The organism is Curtobacterium sp. MCBD17_034, from assembly GCF_003234515.1.
In the GTDB taxonomy this organism is placed as follows: Bacteria; Actinomycetota; Actinomycetes; order Actinomycetales; family Microbacteriaceae; genus Curtobacterium.
The window spans coordinates 1-14,912 of sequence record NZ_QKTN01000002.1 but is presented as its reverse complement, the minus strand read 5'-3'; the positions used below and the strand labels follow the sequence as shown (position 1 = coordinate 14,912).

General features: G+C 71.8%; 15 protein-coding genes. 6 read left to right on the top strand and 9 right to left on the bottom strand.

The window, feature by feature from the left end; translation table 11 throughout:
• Positions 1 to 45 precede the first annotated feature (45 nt).
• The 3 genes from DEI92_RS16675 (at position 46) to DEI92_RS03820 (ending at position 3,831) form a co-directional block, all read left to right on the top strand.
• Entirely contained in the window at positions 46 to 864 is an 819-nt protein-coding gene (locus DEI92_RS16675; RefSeq protein ID WP_220037448.1) for a lamin tail domain-containing protein, read from the top strand.
• Positions 782 to 3,508 carry an esterase-like activity of phytase family protein gene (locus DEI92_RS16670; protein WP_220037447.1) on the top strand — a complete coding sequence of 909 codons (2,727 nt, stop codon included), beginning with the start codon at positions 782 to 784 and terminating at the stop codon, positions 3,506 to 3,508. The genes DEI92_RS16675 and DEI92_RS16670 overlap by 83 nt, the downstream gene beginning before the upstream one ends.
• 71 nt (positions 3,509 to 3,579) lie before the next feature.
• Positions 3,580 to 3,831 carry a hypothetical protein gene (locus DEI92_RS03820; protein WP_146249093.1) on the top strand — a complete coding sequence of 84 codons (252 nt, stop codon included), beginning with the start codon at positions 3,580 to 3,582 and terminating at the stop codon, positions 3,829 to 3,831.
• 23 nt (positions 3,832 to 3,854) lie between these two features.
• Here DEI92_RS03820 and DEI92_RS03815 read toward each other — a convergent pair whose 3' ends face one another.
• From DEI92_RS03815 to DEI92_RS03795, 5 genes are all read right to left on the bottom strand, one after another.
• Positions 3,855 to 4,277: a hypothetical protein gene (locus DEI92_RS03815; protein WP_146249092.1), complete on the bottom strand. Its 423-nt coding sequence runs from the start codon at positions 4,275 to 4,277 to the stop codon at positions 3,855 to 3,857.
• A gap of 87 nt (positions 4,278 to 4,364) precedes the next feature.
• Positions 4,365 to 4,982 (bottom strand): hypothetical protein, encoded by a 618-nt coding sequence (locus tag DEI92_RS03810; RefSeq protein WP_111012448.1) that lies wholly within the window; start codon positions 4,980 to 4,982, stop codon positions 4,365 to 4,367.
• A 38-nt stretch (positions 4,983 to 5,020) separates the two neighbouring features.
• Positions 5,021 to 5,935 carry a helix-turn-helix transcriptional regulator gene (locus tag DEI92_RS03805; RefSeq protein WP_111012447.1) on the bottom strand — a complete coding sequence of 305 codons (915 nt, stop codon included), beginning with the start codon at positions 5,933 to 5,935 and terminating at the stop codon, positions 5,021 to 5,023.
• Between the two features lie 193 nt (positions 5,936 to 6,128).
• The gene (locus DEI92_RS03800) at positions 6,129 to 7,016 is read right to left on the bottom strand and encodes an aldo/keto reductase (protein WP_111012446.1); all 888 of its coding nucleotides are present in this window, start codon (positions 7,014 to 7,016) and stop codon (positions 6,129 to 6,131) included.
• A gap of 129 nt (positions 7,017 to 7,145) precedes the next feature.
• Positions 7,146 to 8,075 carry an NADP-dependent oxidoreductase gene (locus tag DEI92_RS03795; RefSeq protein WP_111012445.1) on the bottom strand — a complete coding sequence of 310 codons (930 nt, stop codon included), beginning with the start codon at positions 8,073 to 8,075 and terminating at the stop codon, positions 7,146 to 7,148.
• A 252-nt stretch (positions 8,076 to 8,327) separates the two neighbouring features.
• Between DEI92_RS03795 and DEI92_RS03790 the strand changes: the two genes are divergently transcribed.
• Both DEI92_RS03790 and DEI92_RS03785 read left to right on the top strand, forming a co-directional pair.
• Positions 8,328 to 9,854, top strand: a complete 1,527-nt coding sequence (locus DEI92_RS03790) for a glycoside hydrolase family 16 protein (RefSeq protein WP_146249091.1) — start codon at positions 8,328 to 8,330, stop codon at positions 9,852 to 9,854.
• 248 nt (positions 9,855 to 10,102) lie between these two features.
• On the top strand, positions 10,103 to 10,417 hold the full coding sequence (locus DEI92_RS03785; protein WP_146243999.1) for a hypothetical protein: 315 nt from the start codon (positions 10,103 to 10,105) through the stop codon (positions 10,415 to 10,417).
• Between the two features lie 52 nt (positions 10,418 to 10,469).
• On the opposite strand, the gene DEI92_RS03780 is transcribed toward DEI92_RS03785, so the two are convergent.
• Positions 10,470 to 11,387: an NmrA family NAD(P)-binding protein gene (locus DEI92_RS03780; protein WP_111008902.1), complete on the bottom strand. Its 918-nt coding sequence runs from the start codon at positions 11,385 to 11,387 to the stop codon at positions 10,470 to 10,472.
• 269 nt (positions 11,388 to 11,656) lie between these two features.
• Here DEI92_RS03780 and DEI92_RS03775 point away from each other — a divergent pair, with 269 nt between their 5' ends.
• Positions 11,657 to 12,070: a BLUF domain-containing protein gene (locus tag DEI92_RS03775; RefSeq protein ID WP_181434636.1), complete on the top strand. Its 414-nt coding sequence runs from the start codon at positions 11,657 to 11,659 to the stop codon at positions 12,068 to 12,070.
• A gap of 28 nt (positions 12,071 to 12,098) precedes the next feature.
• On the opposite strand, the gene DEI92_RS03770 is transcribed toward DEI92_RS03775, so the two are convergent.
• From DEI92_RS03770 to DEI92_RS03760, 3 genes are read right to left on the bottom strand one after another with little or no spacing between them, the layout of a single operon-like run.
• Complete coding sequence (locus DEI92_RS03770) at positions 12,099 to 12,722, bottom strand: pyridoxal 5'-phosphate synthase (protein WP_220037446.1); 624 nt, start codon at positions 12,720 to 12,722, stop codon at positions 12,099 to 12,101.
• Positions 12,719 to 13,504, bottom strand: a complete 786-nt coding sequence (locus tag DEI92_RS03765; protein WP_111008904.1) for a creatininase family protein — start codon at positions 13,502 to 13,504, stop codon at positions 12,719 to 12,721. Before DEI92_RS03765 ends, DEI92_RS03770 begins: the two co-directional genes overlap by 4 nt.
• Positions 13,501 to 14,895, bottom strand: coding sequence for an FAD-binding oxidoreductase (locus DEI92_RS03760; RefSeq protein ID WP_111012442.1), 1,395 nt, complete (start codon positions 14,893 to 14,895; stop codon positions 13,501 to 13,503). Before DEI92_RS03760 ends, DEI92_RS03765 begins: the two co-directional genes overlap by 4 nt.
• Between the last annotated feature and the right edge of the window lie 17 nt (positions 14,896 to 14,912).

Sequence of the window (14,912 nt, the reverse complement as noted above, 5' to 3'; positions counted from 1 at the left end):
CGAACAGGGTTGAATGCTGCTCGTCGGGGTTCAGGGGAGAGCAGCATGCGACGTGCAATCGCAACATCGGTCGTGGCGGCCGTGGGGATCGCGGGAGGTCTGCTGACCGCGATGCCCGCGACGGCGGCGCCGTCGGCGGATCTGGTGGTCAACGAGGTGTACGGCGGTGGGGGCAACGCCGGCAGCAGCTTCACGAACGACTTCGTGGAGTTGGCGAACCGGGGATCGTCGACCATCGACCTCAGCGGTCACTCGGTCCAGTACCATGCCGGGTCCGCGACGGGCACGTGGCAGGTGACCCCGTTGAGCGGGACGATCGCTCCTGGTGGTCGCTACCTCGTCGCCGAGGCGAAGGGTACTGGCGGGACGACCGCACTGCCGACGCCGGACGCCACGGGCACCATCGCGATGAGCGCCACCGACGGCACGGTCGCCGTCGTCGCGAGCCGGACCGCGCTCACCTGTGCCGACAGCGCCTCGTGCGTGAGTGCGTCGGTCGACCTCGTCGGGTTCGGCTCCGCGGCGATCGCCGAGGGGAGCCCGGCCGTCGGCGCCTCGAACACGGCCTCGGTGCAGCGGCAGGGGGCGTCCGACGACGACCACAACGCGACGGACTTTGCCGCCGCTGCACCCACCCCGGGTGCGGCGAACACAGCATCGACGACGACCCCGCCGACCGGCCCTGCGCCCGAGCCGGGCACGGTCCGCATCCACGACATCCAGGGGACGTCGTTCGTGCTCGCCGCTCAACGGCGAGCAGGTCACGAACGTCCCCGGCATCGTGACCGGGATCCGGACGTCGGGCAGCAGCAAGGGCTACTGGATCCAGGACCCCGACGCCGACAGCGACCCCGCGACGAGTGAGGGCGTCTTCGTCTACAGCTCCTCGAGGGCGGCGGTCGCCGTGGGTGACAGTGTCCTCGTCAGTGGCACGGTCAAGGACTACTACCCCCTCGCCTCCGGCGACACCACGGCGACCACCTCGAACCTGTCGGTCACGGAGCTCACCAACGCCACGGCGACCGTCGTCTCGACGGGGGACGCGCTGCCGGCGCCGATCGTCCTCGGCCCGACGAGCGTGCCCGACACGTCCGCTCCGGACCTCGCGGGCGGGAACATCGAGTCCACGCCCATCACGCCGACACGCTCGGCGCTCGACTTCTTCGAGTCGCTCGAGGGCATGCGTGTCGAGGTCGACGACGCCCGCGTGGTCGGGCCGAGCGACGAGTACGGCGAGCAGTACGTGACGACGAGGCCGTCCCAGCTCCCGACGACGCGCGGCGGCACGCTCCTGACCGCCGAGAACGCGACGCCGTCCGGACGTCTCGAGGTCGTCGCGGCGAACGGCAGCAATCCCCGGGTGGACGTCGGTGACGTGTTCCGCGGTGCCACCGTGGGCGAGGTCGACTACTCGCAGTACGGCGGGTACGACCTCAGGGCCACGACACTCGGGTCCGTCGCGCGGGGAGGCATCACCCCGACGGTCGCGACGACCCCGAAGCCCGACCAGCTGTCGGTCGCCACCTACAACGTCGAGAACCTGGCGCCGTCGGATCCGGCGACCAAGTTCGCCGCGCTCGCGAAGGGGGTCGTCGCGAACCTGCGCTCGCCCGACATCCTGACCGTCGAGGAGGTGCAGGACGACGACGGCGCGACCGATGACGGTGTCGTCGCGGCGGATCAGACCATCGCCAAGCTCACCGCCGCGATCACCACGGCTGGAGGCCCGTCCTACGCGTCCCGTGAGATCGATCCGGTGAACGACGCCGACGGCGGTCAGCCCGGCGGCAACATCCGCGTCGTGTTCCTCTTCAACCCGAAGCGCGTGAGGTTCGACGACCGCGGTCCTGCGTCGGTGAACCGGTCCACCACCGCGACCGCGGTCACCTCCTCCCACGGCGTGCCGGACGTCACCCTGTCGCCGGGGCGCATCGCTCCGACGGACGCCGCCTGGCAGAGCAGCCGGAAGCCGCTCGTGGGCGAGTTCACGTTCCGCGGCCGGCGCGTCTTCGTCATCGGCAACCACTTCGACGCGAAGCTCGGCGACCAGAACCAGGACGGTCGATTCCAGTACCCGGCGCAGTCGTCCGCCGTGCAGCGTCAGCAGCAGGCGCAGCTCGTGCACGACTTCACGGCGCAGATCCTCACGGTCGACGCGAGGGCCGCGGTCGTCGTGGCGGGTGACTTGAACGACCACCAGTTCAGCCCTGCGCTCGCCACGCTCACCGGCAAGCCGTTGCACGGCCAGGCCGCGACGAAGCCGGTCCTCACCGACCTGATCACCACCCTGCCGGCGAACCAGCAGTACACGTACGTGTACGACGGGATCAGCGAGGTCCTCGACCACATCCTCGTCACGTCGGGGGTCGGCATGCCGGACTACCAGGTGGTGCACCTGAACGCGGAGTTCGCCGACCAGACCAGTGACCACGATCCGCAGGTCGTCCGCGTCTTCGGGCATCATGGAGGCGCGTCCCAGGCTGTCCCGCCGGCGGCGGTGGCGCTCGGCTACAGCGACGCGCTGGACAAGCTCGTGCACAACGGGGCCGAGGTGGGCGGCCTCTCGTCGCTGGCCTACGACGGCCGGTCGCGGTCGTGGATCTCCGCCGTGGACAACCACGCGGACGACCCGTCGCGGATCTGGTTCTTCCGGAACCTCGACGACCCGACGGTCACCCGTGATCCGTTGGTCCTGAGGAACGAACAGGGCGTTCCCTACACCGGTCTCACGGCAGACGACGAAGGCCTGGCGGTCCTCCCGAACGGCGACTACCTGGTGAGCTCCGAGACGGAACCGTCGATCCGGGTCTTCGGCCGCGACGGCGTGCAGAAGGCGCAGCTGCCGGTCCCCGGACGGTTCGCGGTGACCGGCACGGCGCTGTCCGGAGCGGGGCTCGAGGGTGCGAGCGTCCCGGGTGAGGCCACCTCGAACGCAACGCTCGAGGGCGTGTCGATCTCGCCGTCCGGTCACACGATCGTCGCGTCGATGGAGGGCGCGCTCTCCGGCGATGTCTCCACCGCCGGTGACGCCACCGCCCACCGCCTGCTCGTGTACACCCGGGGGCGCTCCGGCGTGTGGGCGCTGACGAAGCAGGTCGGGTACCGCACGGACACGGGCAACCGCATCCCCGAGGTCGCGCTCGTGTCGGACGACCGGATGCTCGTCGAGGAAGCCGCGTTCTCGGCGACCGCGGGCAACTCCGCGGACCTGTACTCGGTCTCGGGTCTGTCGCGGGCCTCCGACGTGAGCGGGGTCGGGAACCTCTCGGCCGCACCGGCGTCGTGGATCCTGCGGAAGACACTGGTCGCCGATCTCGTGAAGGGTCCGACGCTCGGCGCGACGGCGCTCGAGACCCAGACGAACCCGCTCCTCGACAACTACGAAGGCATGGCGATCACGGGCCGCGCTGCCGGTGGGCGCGTGGGCGTGGCGCTCATCTCCGACGACAACTTCGGCGCGCTGCAGCGGACGCGGATCCTGGACCTGGCCGTGCGGCTGCCGCGGTAGCCATGCGCCCTGGGCTCGCCTACGGCGTGGGTGCCTTGCCCTCGGCAACACTGGCGCGAGAGGCTGCCGGCATGACATCTCCCTCGGGTCGCGGACCTCGTCGGCACCGCGGCGTGGTCGTCGGTGGCGGCATCGTGTTCGTCATCGGCCTCGCCGCACTGGTGCTCGGTGGCTGGTTCGACGCCGTGACAGCGGACGGCGGCGGCGGGGCCAACATCGGGGCCGGGGTGCTGGTGCTGTTCGGCGGGATCGTCGCGGCCACCGGTGCGGTCATGTTGCTCGTGGTGACCGCCGGCACCGTCGCCGCGCGAACGCGACGGTGAAGCGCGTCTCTGAGCGCTGAGGGTCAGGACGACACTCGGTGGTAGCGGTACCAATCCACCTGGTCCGGGTCGCCGACCACGAGGTCGAGTTGGCGATGTGTGGCCGACCCGCGAACGATCGCGCTGCAGCGGTCTGCATCGCGGTTCTCCCAGCACACGGTCTTCCACCCCCACCCATCGCCGTCCTCGATGTGCCAGCGGCCGATGCTCGTGGAGGGCGTGGCCGGGTCATCAGGCTGTGCCGTGATCCCGCGCAGGGGGACACCCACCAGACGGACCGTGCCGCCGCGGTCGAACCGGATGGTGCCAGCGCCGTCCGAGGCCCAGGTCCCGACGAGGTCGGCGCGGGCGAGGGGCGCGGTCGGGAGGTCGGCCGCGTCCTGGCCGCACCCGGTCACGGCGAGGACCGTTGCCAGGGCGATCACGGCCCCGACTGCTGTCCGCACTCGTCCCATCCCCAGCCCCTCGTGCTGATGACACACTACGGGCGATTCGGCAACGGCTTGCGCTCTCGTGCATGCGGCCAGCGGGGATCAGGACCGGGGGAGAGCGTGCCCCTCTGGCGCGACGGCGAGGGCCAGATCGTGGACCGCGTTCGCGAATCGCCGGGCTCGCGCTGCCCGGACGAGCGACGTGAGCCACATGGCGACGAGGAGTGCTGGGAGCGTGCAGGCGATCAGGACGTCCAGCGTCCGGAACCCGCCGGCGTCCCGGGCGGCCTGATGGAGGACCTCGAGCACGAGCCCGACGTACAGGAACGAGGATGTCATCGCCGACACCTGCGCCGAGGTGGCACGGTCGTTCGCGAACACGACCGCGGCGTCCAGCGCACCGGTTGGGAGGTCCTCGGGCTCGGCGCGTCGGATGGCGCGCAGGACGGTCGCGCGGTCGTCGCGGTCCTCGGGCGTGACCGCGTCCCACTGGTGGCTGGGAAGCCGGAAGCGGGTGAGACCGGACGGTACGGCTCCCGCGAAGCCCCCGAACCCGAGGGCGAGGAGGACGTCCTCGCCGACCGGACCCGGCATGAACAGCGCCATGAGGGCGAACGCACCGCCTCCGGCGACGATGAACGCCGCGATCGCCCAGGCGGCGAGGGCGCCGAACCGCACCGATCGATCGGCTCGGATGATGCGCAGCGACGTCGAGAGCATGACGGGAGTATGCGCTCGTCCGACACTGACCGTGAGATTCATTCGAACCGGCGGACCATGTCAGCAGACGGACCCTGGTCGATCACGAGCGCGGCGCTCCGCTCCTCGGCGTCCGCGGTGGCTGCCCAGGCCGCGAGTAGCTCCAGCGCCTGTTCCGAGGCGGAGTCCGGCACCGTGCCGTAGACCACGAACGTCAGACCCGTGTCGGCGTTGAGGTCCAACGCCTCGTAGGTCAGCTCGAGGTCCCCGACCACCGGGTGGTGGATGCGCTTGAGGCCGCTCCGGTGCGCGCGGACGTCGTGCGTGGCCCATCGCACGCGGAAGTCGTCACTCCGGGTCGAGAGCTCGCCGATGAGGTCGGTCAGCCCCTTGTCGTACGGGCTCCGGCCCGCCTCGGTACGGAGGACCGCCACGAGATCGGACGCGAGCTGGTCCCAGTCGGGGTAGAACGTGCGGGCACGGGGGTCGAGGAACGCGAACCGCGCGGTATTGGGCGTGCCGATCGGGTCGATGAACAGCGGCGAGTAGAGGGCACGTCCGAGCCGGTTGCCGGCGAGGAAGTCCGACCGGCCGTTGCGGACGAACGCCGGGGCGCTCATCGCGTCGAGCATCCGCTGCACGTTGGGCCGGACGCGGTTGGTGAGGCGACGACGCCGGGCGGTGGGCGCGGCGTTCTGGGTGTGCGCGAGGTCGAACAGATGCGCGTGCTCGACCTCGTCGAGCTGCAGTGCGCGCGAGAGCGACTCGAGGACGGTGTCGGAGACCCCGCCGAGGTTCCCGCGTTCCAGGCGGACGTAGTAGTCGACGCTGACACCGGCGAGCAACGCGACCTCCTCGCGTCGGAGTCCGGTCACGCGTCGGTTGCCGCTGAACACGGGAAGGCCGGCCTGCTCCGGGGTGATGCGGCCCCGTCGGGAGGTCAGGAACTCCTTGACCTGTGTCGTCGCGTCCATGTCATCGACGGTACGACCACCGTCGGCGACCGGGGAGGTGCTGTCGGTACCCCGCTCCAGCGCCAGGAGCGCACCCGCCGACCGGCGAGCGGCCGGTGCGCGGCCGGTGCGGGCCGGTGCGCGGCCGGTACGCGGCCGGACGGGAGGCCCGCTACCGCCGGCACCGCGCCTCCCGTCCCGACCGGTCGGCGCGTCAGGCCTCCGGGATGACCCGCGCGTCGAAGCGCGAGGAGTCGCCGTCGGGGTCGGGGCCGCCCCGCCGTCCGGTGTCGAGCGCGTCGAGCCGCGCGAGCTCGTCGTCGGACAGCGCGAAGTCGAACACCGCGAAGTTCTCGGCGATACGGCCGGGGTCGGTGGACTTCGGGATCGCGTTCCGGCCCTGCTGCACGTGCCAGCGCAGCATCACCTGCGCCGGGGTCCGCCCGTGCGCCTCGGCGATCGCCCCGATGGTCGGGTCCGCGAGCACGCTGACGCGCTCGTCGCCGCCCCAGCCCGGGTAGAAGGTGATGCCGCCGATCGGGGACCATGCCTGGTCGAGGATGCCGTGCTCGGCGTCGACGCGCTGGACCTCCGGCTGCGTGAAGTACGGGTGCAGCTCGATCTGGTTGAGCGCCGGCACCACCTCGGTCTGCGCGAGGAGGGACTCGAGGTGGTGCGGCATGAAGTTGCTCACGCCGATCGCGCGGACCTTGCCCTCGGCGTACAGCGACTCCAGGGCCTTGTACGCCTGCACGGTCTTCTCGAACCGGTCGGGTGCGGGCTGGTGGAGGATGAAGACGTCGATGGTGTCGATGCCGAGCTTGCCGGTGGCCTTCTCGAACGCGTGCAGGGTCTCGTCGTACCCGTAGTCGGACGGGAACACCTTCGTCTCGATGACGATCTCGTCCCGGTCGAGGCCGGAGGCGCGGACCGCCTGGCCGACCTCACGCTCGTTGCCGTACGCAGCTGCGGTGTCGATGTGGCGGTAGCCGACGTCGAGTGCGGTGCGGACCGCCTCGACGGTGTCCGCGGGGGAACTCTGGAAGACGCCGAAGCCGATCGGCGGCAGCTGGACGCCGTTGTTGAGTGTGATCATGTCCATGACGACGACGCTAGGTCCCGCGGCCGGAGCGTGACGGGGGCTGCCGTTCCCTCCCTCCGCCACGCCGCGCCACGCGGTGCAGCGGAGGGACGCCCCGGCAGAACCGGGGACGACGGTCCCTGTCACCGGTCAGGGGAGGACGATGACCTTCCCGGCGATCCGACCGGCCTCGGCTTCCGCGTGGAGCGCGGGCAGGTCGCTCAGCGGGATCCGACGGGTGACCTCGACGGTGAGCGCGCCGTCGTCGACCAGGGACACCAGTTCGGCGAGGCGTTCGCGGTTCGGCAGCACGAACACCGTCGATGCCCGCACGCCGCGGGACTCGTCGTCGGGCGTGGCCATGAACGCCGTCGTGCTGACGACCACGCCTCCGTCGCGGACGGCGGCGACGTCCGCGGCGAACTGCTCCGGGTCGATCGGTGCGAGGTTGAGCAACACGTCGAACTGGCCGTCGACGGAGGCGAGCAGATCGGCGTCCGTGTGGTCGATGACCTGGTCGGCGCCGGCCGCGCGGACGGCGTCGATGCTGCGGGGGCTGGCGGTCGCGCTGACGAACACGCCGGCGCGCTTGGCGAGCTGGATCGCGTACTTCCCCACGACGCCACCGGCGCCGACGATGAGGACGCGCTGACCGGCGCGGAGACCACCGTCGTCGAAGAGCGCCTGCCAGGCGGTCAACGCGACGGACGGCAGCGCGGCTGCGTCGGGGAGCGGGATGCTCGTCGGGGCGGGGACCAGGGCCTCGGCGGGTGCGATGACGTACTCCGCCGCGCCACCGTCGCGCTCCATCGGCAGGAAGCCGATCACGGCGTCGCCGACGGCGAGCCCGTCGACGTCCTCGCCGATCGCGTCGATCGTGCCGGACACGTCGTACCCGGGCACGTGGGGCAGCGCGATCGGGATGGGGAGGAATCCGCCGCGCATCCCGGCGTCGGCCGCGTTGTAGGCGGATGCCGCGACGCGGACCCGCACCTGCTCGGCGCCCGGGGTGGGCTGCTCGATCTCGACCTCCTCGAGGACCTCGGGACCGCCGACCTCGTGGAACTGGACTGCCTTCATGGTGGACTCCTTCGCTCACTGCTTCGAACTCGAAGCGACACCAGAACCGTACACCTGCTTCGAATGCGAAGCAATACCGGTCCGGTCCCTGATCGCCGAATGCGTCCGGAAGCCCCCGAATTGGGCACTGCGCGCGCGCCGCCGAACCTGTTGTCATGGGCAACGGCTCCTCACGTGTGTACCCGACGCACGTTTCCCTGCTCCCGTGTGACCCGACGCACGACCGCGCCGAACCACGTCGTCAGGAACGTCATGCCCCGCTCGGGATCCCGTCACCCCGTCCGCCTCCGGACCACGACGCGCGCCTTCGCCGCGACCGTGGCCGTCGCCCTCGCCGCCCTCGCCGTGGGTGCGAGCGTCGAGCCGGCGAACGCGGCCACGCAGAACCCCGTGGGCGCGTTCGACACGGCATCGGGCGGTGCGGGCGCGGTCACCGTCGCCGGGTGGACCGACGACCCGAGCAGCGCGGCGTCGAGCAACAGCGTCACCGTCACCGTCGGTGGCACGAACGCCGGAACGCTCCGGGCCACCGGGGTCCGAGCGGACGTCGACCGGGCCAGGCATGTCAGCGGGAACCACGGGTTCTCCGGGACCCTGACCACCGCGAAGACGGGAGCGCAGTCGGTCTGCGTCACGGCGGTGAACACGGGCGCGGGGACCGACACGAACCTCGGCTGCAAGACCGTCACGATCACCGCCGCGAACCCGGTCGGCGCGTTCGACACGGCGTCGGGTGGTACGGGCACGGTCGGTGTCGCGGGGTGGACCTACGACCCGAGCAGCGCGGCCGCGAGCAACAGCGTCACCGTGACGGTCGGTGGTGTGGCCGTCGGCACCCTGCAGGCCACCGGCGCCCGTGCCGACGTCGACCGGGCCAAGCACGTCAGCGGGGACCACGGCTACTCCGGCAGCCTGACGACGTCGAAGTCCGGAGCGCAGTCGGTGTGCGTCACCGCGGTGAACACCGGCGCGGGTTCGAACACCGCGCTCGGGTGCAAGACGGTCACGATCACCGCCACGGGCACGGCACCGGCACCGGTGAGCGGCGCGAACGTCACCACCAGCCCGTCCGGGGTGGCGATGCCGAAGGGCGACGTGACGTCGAACGGTCGCGTGTGGAAGCAGGCGTACGCGCAGGACTTCACGACCCCCGCCGCGGTCGGCACGGTGCTGTCGACGTACCACGACCTGTCCGCGTACGACGGCTCGAGGGACACGTCGGGGCTCGGGCAGTACGCGCCGAACAAGGTCCTGTCCGTGTCCGGCGGCGAGCTGGACTTCGATCTGCACAGCGAGAACGGACAGCCGCTCGTCTCCACGGTCGTCCCGGACAACTACCTGCCGTTGACCACGGGCCGCGTCTCGGTCCGCTACAAGACGACGAAGACCCCCGGCTACAAGTTCGTCGGCATCCTCTGGCCCGAGGACGACAACTGGAACGAAGGCGAGATCGACTGGCCCGAGGCGGACCTGGGCGCTACCCCGCGCCCTGCGTCCGCCATCCCGGGTACCTACGCGAACGGGCGGATGAGCTTCGCGCCGGCCGTCACCAAGTACGCCGGGTCCAACACGACCGGTTGGCACACCGCGACCACCGAGTGGGACCACGGCGTCGTCCGGTTCTCCTGGGACGGCACCCTCGTCGACTCCGTGACGAACGCCGTCCCGACCACCGCCTTCCGGCTCACCCTGCAGGCGGAGACCTGGATCGGTGAGGGCGCCGTCCCGGCCACGGCGACGGGACACGTGGACGTCGACTGGGTCAGCATCTGGAAGTGACGACGCTCCTGGCGGTCCTCCGAGCACGAGCCAAAGCGGTGGATTCGTCACTTTTCGTCCTCCCGCTCTAGGATCGTGACGGGCATCCGGTGGTTCCGTCTGCCCGTGGGGGAGGGCCCATGTCGATCCGTAGTGTCCCGGGGTCGATCGCGTCCGGGGGTCGGTCGCGTTCGTCCCGTCCGCGACATCCGACCCGTCCGAACGGGCAGGGACTGCCGCAGCCGGTGCAGCCGACGCTGTTCCACCGAGTGGCCGAGTGGACGCGCACGCCGGTCCCCGGTGACGCGGCGTGCGAACGGAGGGTCTGGATCGCGTTCGACGAACGGCTCGTCTCGTACTCCGAGTGCGAGGGCGAGACCTCGCACACCGCGGTCTGGTGCGTGGACGAGTTCCTCCAGCACTTCGCAGACCGCCTCGACGAGGACGACGCGTCGCGCTGGTTGCTCCCGCACCTCGAGCGGCTCGCCTCGACCGGGGGCGGCAAGGCCGCGACGCTGCGCGCGTACGCCGCGCGGCACGACGGTGCACCACCGCCGACGATCGTGTGCGATGTCGTCCTCTGACCGCGCCCGCGCACGCGGTCCGCGGCTCAGCAGGGGCGCCCGGGAGGCCCGCTCAGGCCACGCGCGCCTCGTCCGCCGCCAGGTGGTCGGCGAGCACGTCGCGCACCGTGGTCCACGGGTACGGCCCGTAGCGGTCGTTGTCGACGTGGCGGAGCTGCGCCTGCCCGCTGAACATGCTCACGAAGTACTGCATCCCCTGCCACGCCGGGAACGTGTCCTGGTCGCTCCGGGACAGCCGACGGACCACCTTGCTCATGACGGACAGGGACCCGGTGGTGCCGGCCCACTGCAGCCCGAAGGGCGTGCCGGTCAGTTCGGTGAGCGTGCGGGCGACGTCCCGGGCGGAGACGCGGTCGCCAGCGACCTCGACGACACGCGGTGCGTCCTCGTCGAGGGCCACGAGCGCGGTCACACGGGCGACGTCGTCCTTGGTGGTGAAGTCGAGCACCTGGTCGGGTGACGACCAGTACATGACGCGGTGGCGCCCGAACGCGATCATCGGCGCCTGCCCGGTGAGCATGTCCGTGAACGCGCCGTTGAGGACGGAGGTCGCCCGGATCGGCGCGGCGTCCACGTCCGCCGCGAACTCACGGCGGAGCTCGAAGTTGCGGTTGCTGCCCACCGCGATGCGGCGGTAGTCCGAGGAGTAGTCCGACGGGACGAACCGGGGCACGCCCGCGGCGACCGCGGCCGCGAGCAGCGCGCGCTGCGCGTCGACGATGACGGGGCGCACGCCGCTCACGGCGGAGACGACCGACTCGACACCCGTGACCGCGCGGGTCAGGGCCTCCCGGTGGGAGTACGCAGCGGCGACGACCTCGACGCGGTCGTCGGACCCGTACCGCTCGTCGGCGGCGGTGCTGCCCGGACGGGTGAGGACGCGGACCCGCACGTCCCGCTCCAGGAGCGCACGGACGATGCGGTGACCGAGGTCACCGGTGGCTCCGGCGACGAGGACGGTTCGGGTCATGGCGGTGCTGCTCCTGGTGGTCGCGCGGACGTGCCGGACGCCGACGGCGATCGACGGGACGGTGACGGCCGCAATGGTGCTCGACGGGCCGCGCCGTCGGTGGCACACCCCGGAGGCTACCGCGCGGGGACCGCCGGCGCCCTGGGCCCCGAAGGCGGGGCTTGTGCGGCGGACCGCGGTGCGGATTCACTGGCGGAGCACCGTCGTGCGGCCGTGGTTCGCGGGCCGACCGGCGGATCGAGGCCGCCCCGCCCGGAATGAGGATCCCCATGCTGTCCCTGGTCTACATGAGCACGAGTGTCCGACCGCTCTCGGACGACGAGTTGTCCGCGATCCTCACCGACGCGCGCACCCGCAACACGGCGCTCGAGATCACCGGGGTCCTGGCACACCGCGACGGCCGGTTCATCCAGGTCCTCGAGGGCCCGGACGACGCCGTGCGCGAGCGGTTCGAGGTGATCCGGCGGGACCCCCGACACACGGACGTGCGGCTGCTCTGCGAGGACCCGCTCGACGAACGGGCGTTCCCCGGGTGGTCGATGGCGTTCCAGCCGGCGGACGCGGACATGACCGCGGTCGCGGGGTTCTCCGACCTGACCGCGGCCGGTCGGGACGAGCACCGGAACGCGTCGCGCGGTCGTGCCCTGGTCGAGTGGTTCCGGAAGCGTCCGTCGTTCACCTGATGCCGGTGACCGGCGGCATGGCCCTGGATCAGCCCGCGGCGCGTGCGACCGTCCATCCGGCGTCCGTCCGGTCGTAGCGGAGCCGGTTGCTCGGTGCATCCGCGGCGCCGCGCCAGAACACCATCCGCACCGGGGTGATCGCGTAGCCGGCCCACGTGGTCGGTGGATCCAGGTCGGGGCGGTCGGCGTCGAAGGCAGCCCAGCGCGTCCGGCGGTGGTCGGCCTCGACCGCGGCGAGGTCGTCGTCGTTGAGCCAGGCGAGCACCTGCAGGTAGCGACTCCGCGCGGTGTAGGCGTCCCGGGCCTCCCGGTCGGTGACGCGCTCGACGTCGCCGGTGACGACGAGCTGCCGGGCCAGCTCGGGCCAGACGAGCGTCACGGTGGCACGGGGCACCGCGGCGATCTCGGCGGCCTTCCGGCTGCGGCTGTCGGTGTGGAAGTGCACGCGACGGCCGTCGAACAGGGACATGAGGACCGTGCGCGCGGCGGGGTAGCCGTCGAGCCCGATCGTCGACAACGTCATGGTCGGGGTCACACCGGATCCGGGCGCCGGCAGCCAGCGCGCGGCGAGCGCGAGCGGGTCCATGGGGACGTCGTCGTCCGCGTCGGCGCCGTGGGCGAGCCCGCCGACGACGACGCCCCCGTCCGTCACCGCGGGACCGCGGGGTCGAACCGGGCGATCTCGTGCAGGGACGCGACGGCCTGGTCGAGCGACACGTCCCACAGGAGCTTCCCGTACTCCGCGCTCGCACGGCTGGCGTCCCCGACCACACCGGGCGTGCCGAAGTCGTTCGAGAGCCAGCCGAAGCTGACCGGGCCGCCGTTGAACGCGATGCGCTCGAAGTCGGCGATGTGGTCCGGCACCCAGCGGTCCGCTCGGGCGAGGTCCACGAGGTCCGGACGCAGGTGCAGGATCATCGACGTCTCCGCGGCACCGCCGTGGATGCCGAGGCCGCGCTCGTCGGCGTCCTCGCCGTCGGGTCCCGGGACACGGGCGAGCGTCGGCATGAGGAACGTCTTCAGCCCCGTCCGTCGGCGGATCTCGCGGAGCGCCACCTGGAGGAGTGCCGTGTTGCCGCCGTGGCCGTTCGCGAACACGAGCGTCCCGGCGCCCATGAGCGCGACCGCCCGGCCGATCTGGACGACCGTGTCGAACATCGTGTCGGCGTCGAGCCAGACGGTACCGGGAGCCCAGCTGTGCTCGTCGGACTTCGTGAACGCCAGGGTCGGCAGTTGCCAGACGTCGAGGCCCTCGTCGGCCGCTCGCTCGACCGCTGCGCCGCCGATGTGGTCGGCGAGCAGGAAGTCGGTGACGAGCGGCAGGTGCGGGCCGTGGTGCTCGACCGCGCCGGTCGGCTGCACGACGATCGTGTCCGGGCCGAACCGGGCGGCGACGTCCGGCCCGGGCAGCTCGGCGAGCTTGCGCGTGCTCACTTGCCGAACCCCGGGATGCCGGTCGAGGCGGCCGACGCGGGCTGCGCCGAGGCCGTCGAGCCGCCCGTCACGACGAGCGCGGGGTCGACGAGCGCGGGGTCGACGATGTGTCCGGGATTGAGCACGCCCTCGGGATCGGTCCGCTGCTTGAGCGCCACGAGGTCCTCGACGCCGTGGTCGACGTAGTACTGGTGCGGGCTGTGCACCCGCACGCCGAGGGCCTCGAGCAGCGGGTACCCGGCGTACACGTCGTCGGCTCCGGTGTACGGCGCGGTGAGCATGCCGATCGGGAACCGGTGGGCGGCCTCGATGTGGAGCATGCCGCCCGGGTAGACGCCCTCGACGTCGGCGATCCGGTCGATGAGCGCCTCGCCGCCGACCTCGACGTGGAAGTACACGGTGTCGGGCGTGTTCCGCTTGAGCCACCAGATCGGGTGGTTGTACGAGAGCATCGACACCTTCGTGGTCTGCTGCAGGCCCTCGCGGACCTCGACGACCGTGCCGCCGGCGACCTCGATGAGCCCGGTCGCGTCCTCGAGCGCGGTGGCGTCGATGATGCCGCGCAGGCTCGCCGCACCCGCCACCACGGGCGTGTCCTTCGGGAGCGTGGCGGCAATCTCGGCACGGTCCGCGCTGACGAGCCGGGGCGCGGGCGTCAGACCGCGGAGCGTCCGGACGGCGGTCAGGGCCCGCTCGAACGTCGGGAAGCTCGCGTAGACCGCGCGCCAGTCCTGCAGCGGCTCGAGCCGGACCGTGGCCCGCGCGATGACCCCGGCAGTGCCGTAGGTGTGCACGAACGTCTGGGCCTCGTCCCCCTCGACGTGGAGGAGGCCGTCCTCACCCGGGAGCGCGATGTCGAGGGCGGTGACGAATCCCTCCCAGTTCGAGCCGTGGGAGATCGACCCGGTCCCGCCCGAGCCGCCGGACAGGAAGCCGCCGATCGTCGACTGCGCGGTGGACGGGTACATCCACAGCTGCTGGCCCTGCGCGGCCGCGGCCTGCTCCATCATCACCATCGGAGTGCCGGCCTCGGCCGTGATGACGCCGTCCCCGACCTCGACGACCGCGCGGGCACGCGAGGTGTCGAGCACGAGACCGCCGTCGAGCGGGATGCCCTGCCCGTAGTTGCCGGTGCCCTTGCCGCGCGTCGTCACCGGGACGCCGTGCCGTGCCGCCGCCTGCACCGTCTGCGCGATGGCGTCGGCACTGGCCGGGTAGGCGACGAGGTCGGCGAGGCCGAGGGGCAGCTGCTCGGTGAGGATCGGGCTCATCGTCGCCTCGTCGACCGACGCGCGCTCGCGGGTCTTCGGGTCGGCACTGACGCCGCGGTCACCGAGCAGGTCGACCAGGTCGAGCCGCAACGCCTCGAGGGCGGCGGGGGTGGCGGGCATGTGGGGCTCCTTGCTGG

Coding starts and splice junctions, on each gene's coding strand:
- DEI92_RS16675 (WP_220037448.1), top strand. CDS start 46: ATGCGACGTGCAATCGCAACATCGGTCGTGGCGGCCGTGGGGATCGCG.
- DEI92_RS03820 (WP_146249093.1), top strand. CDS start 3,580: ATGACATCTCCCTCGGGTCGCGGACCTCGTCGGCACCGCGGCGTGGTC.
- DEI92_RS03810 (WP_111012448.1), bottom strand. CDS start 4,982: ATGCTCTCGACGTCGCTGCGCATCATCCGAGCCGATCGATCGGTGCGG.
- DEI92_RS03805 (WP_111012447.1), bottom strand. CDS start 5,935: ATGGACGCGACGACACAGGTCAAGGAGTTCCTGACCTCCCGACGGGGC.
- DEI92_RS03800 (WP_111012446.1), bottom strand. CDS start 7,016: ATGGACATGATCACACTCAACAACGGCGTCCAGCTGCCGCCGATCGGC.
- DEI92_RS03795 (WP_111012445.1), bottom strand. CDS start 8,075: ATGAAGGCAGTCCAGTTCCACGAGGTCGGCGGTCCCGAGGTCCTCGAG.
- DEI92_RS03790 (WP_146249091.1), top strand. CDS start 8,328: ATGCCCCGCTCGGGATCCCGTCACCCCGTCCGCCTCCGGACCACGACG.
- DEI92_RS03780 (WP_111008902.1), bottom strand. CDS start 11,387: ATGACCCGAACCGTCCTCGTCGCCGGAGCCACCGGTGACCTCGGTCAC.
- DEI92_RS03775 (WP_181434636.1), top strand. CDS start 11,657: ATGCTGTCCCTGGTCTACATGAGCACGAGTGTCCGACCGCTCTCGGAC.
- DEI92_RS03760 (WP_111012442.1), bottom strand. CDS start 14,895: ATGCCCGCCACCCCCGCCGCCCTCGAGGCGTTGCGGCTCGACCTGGTC.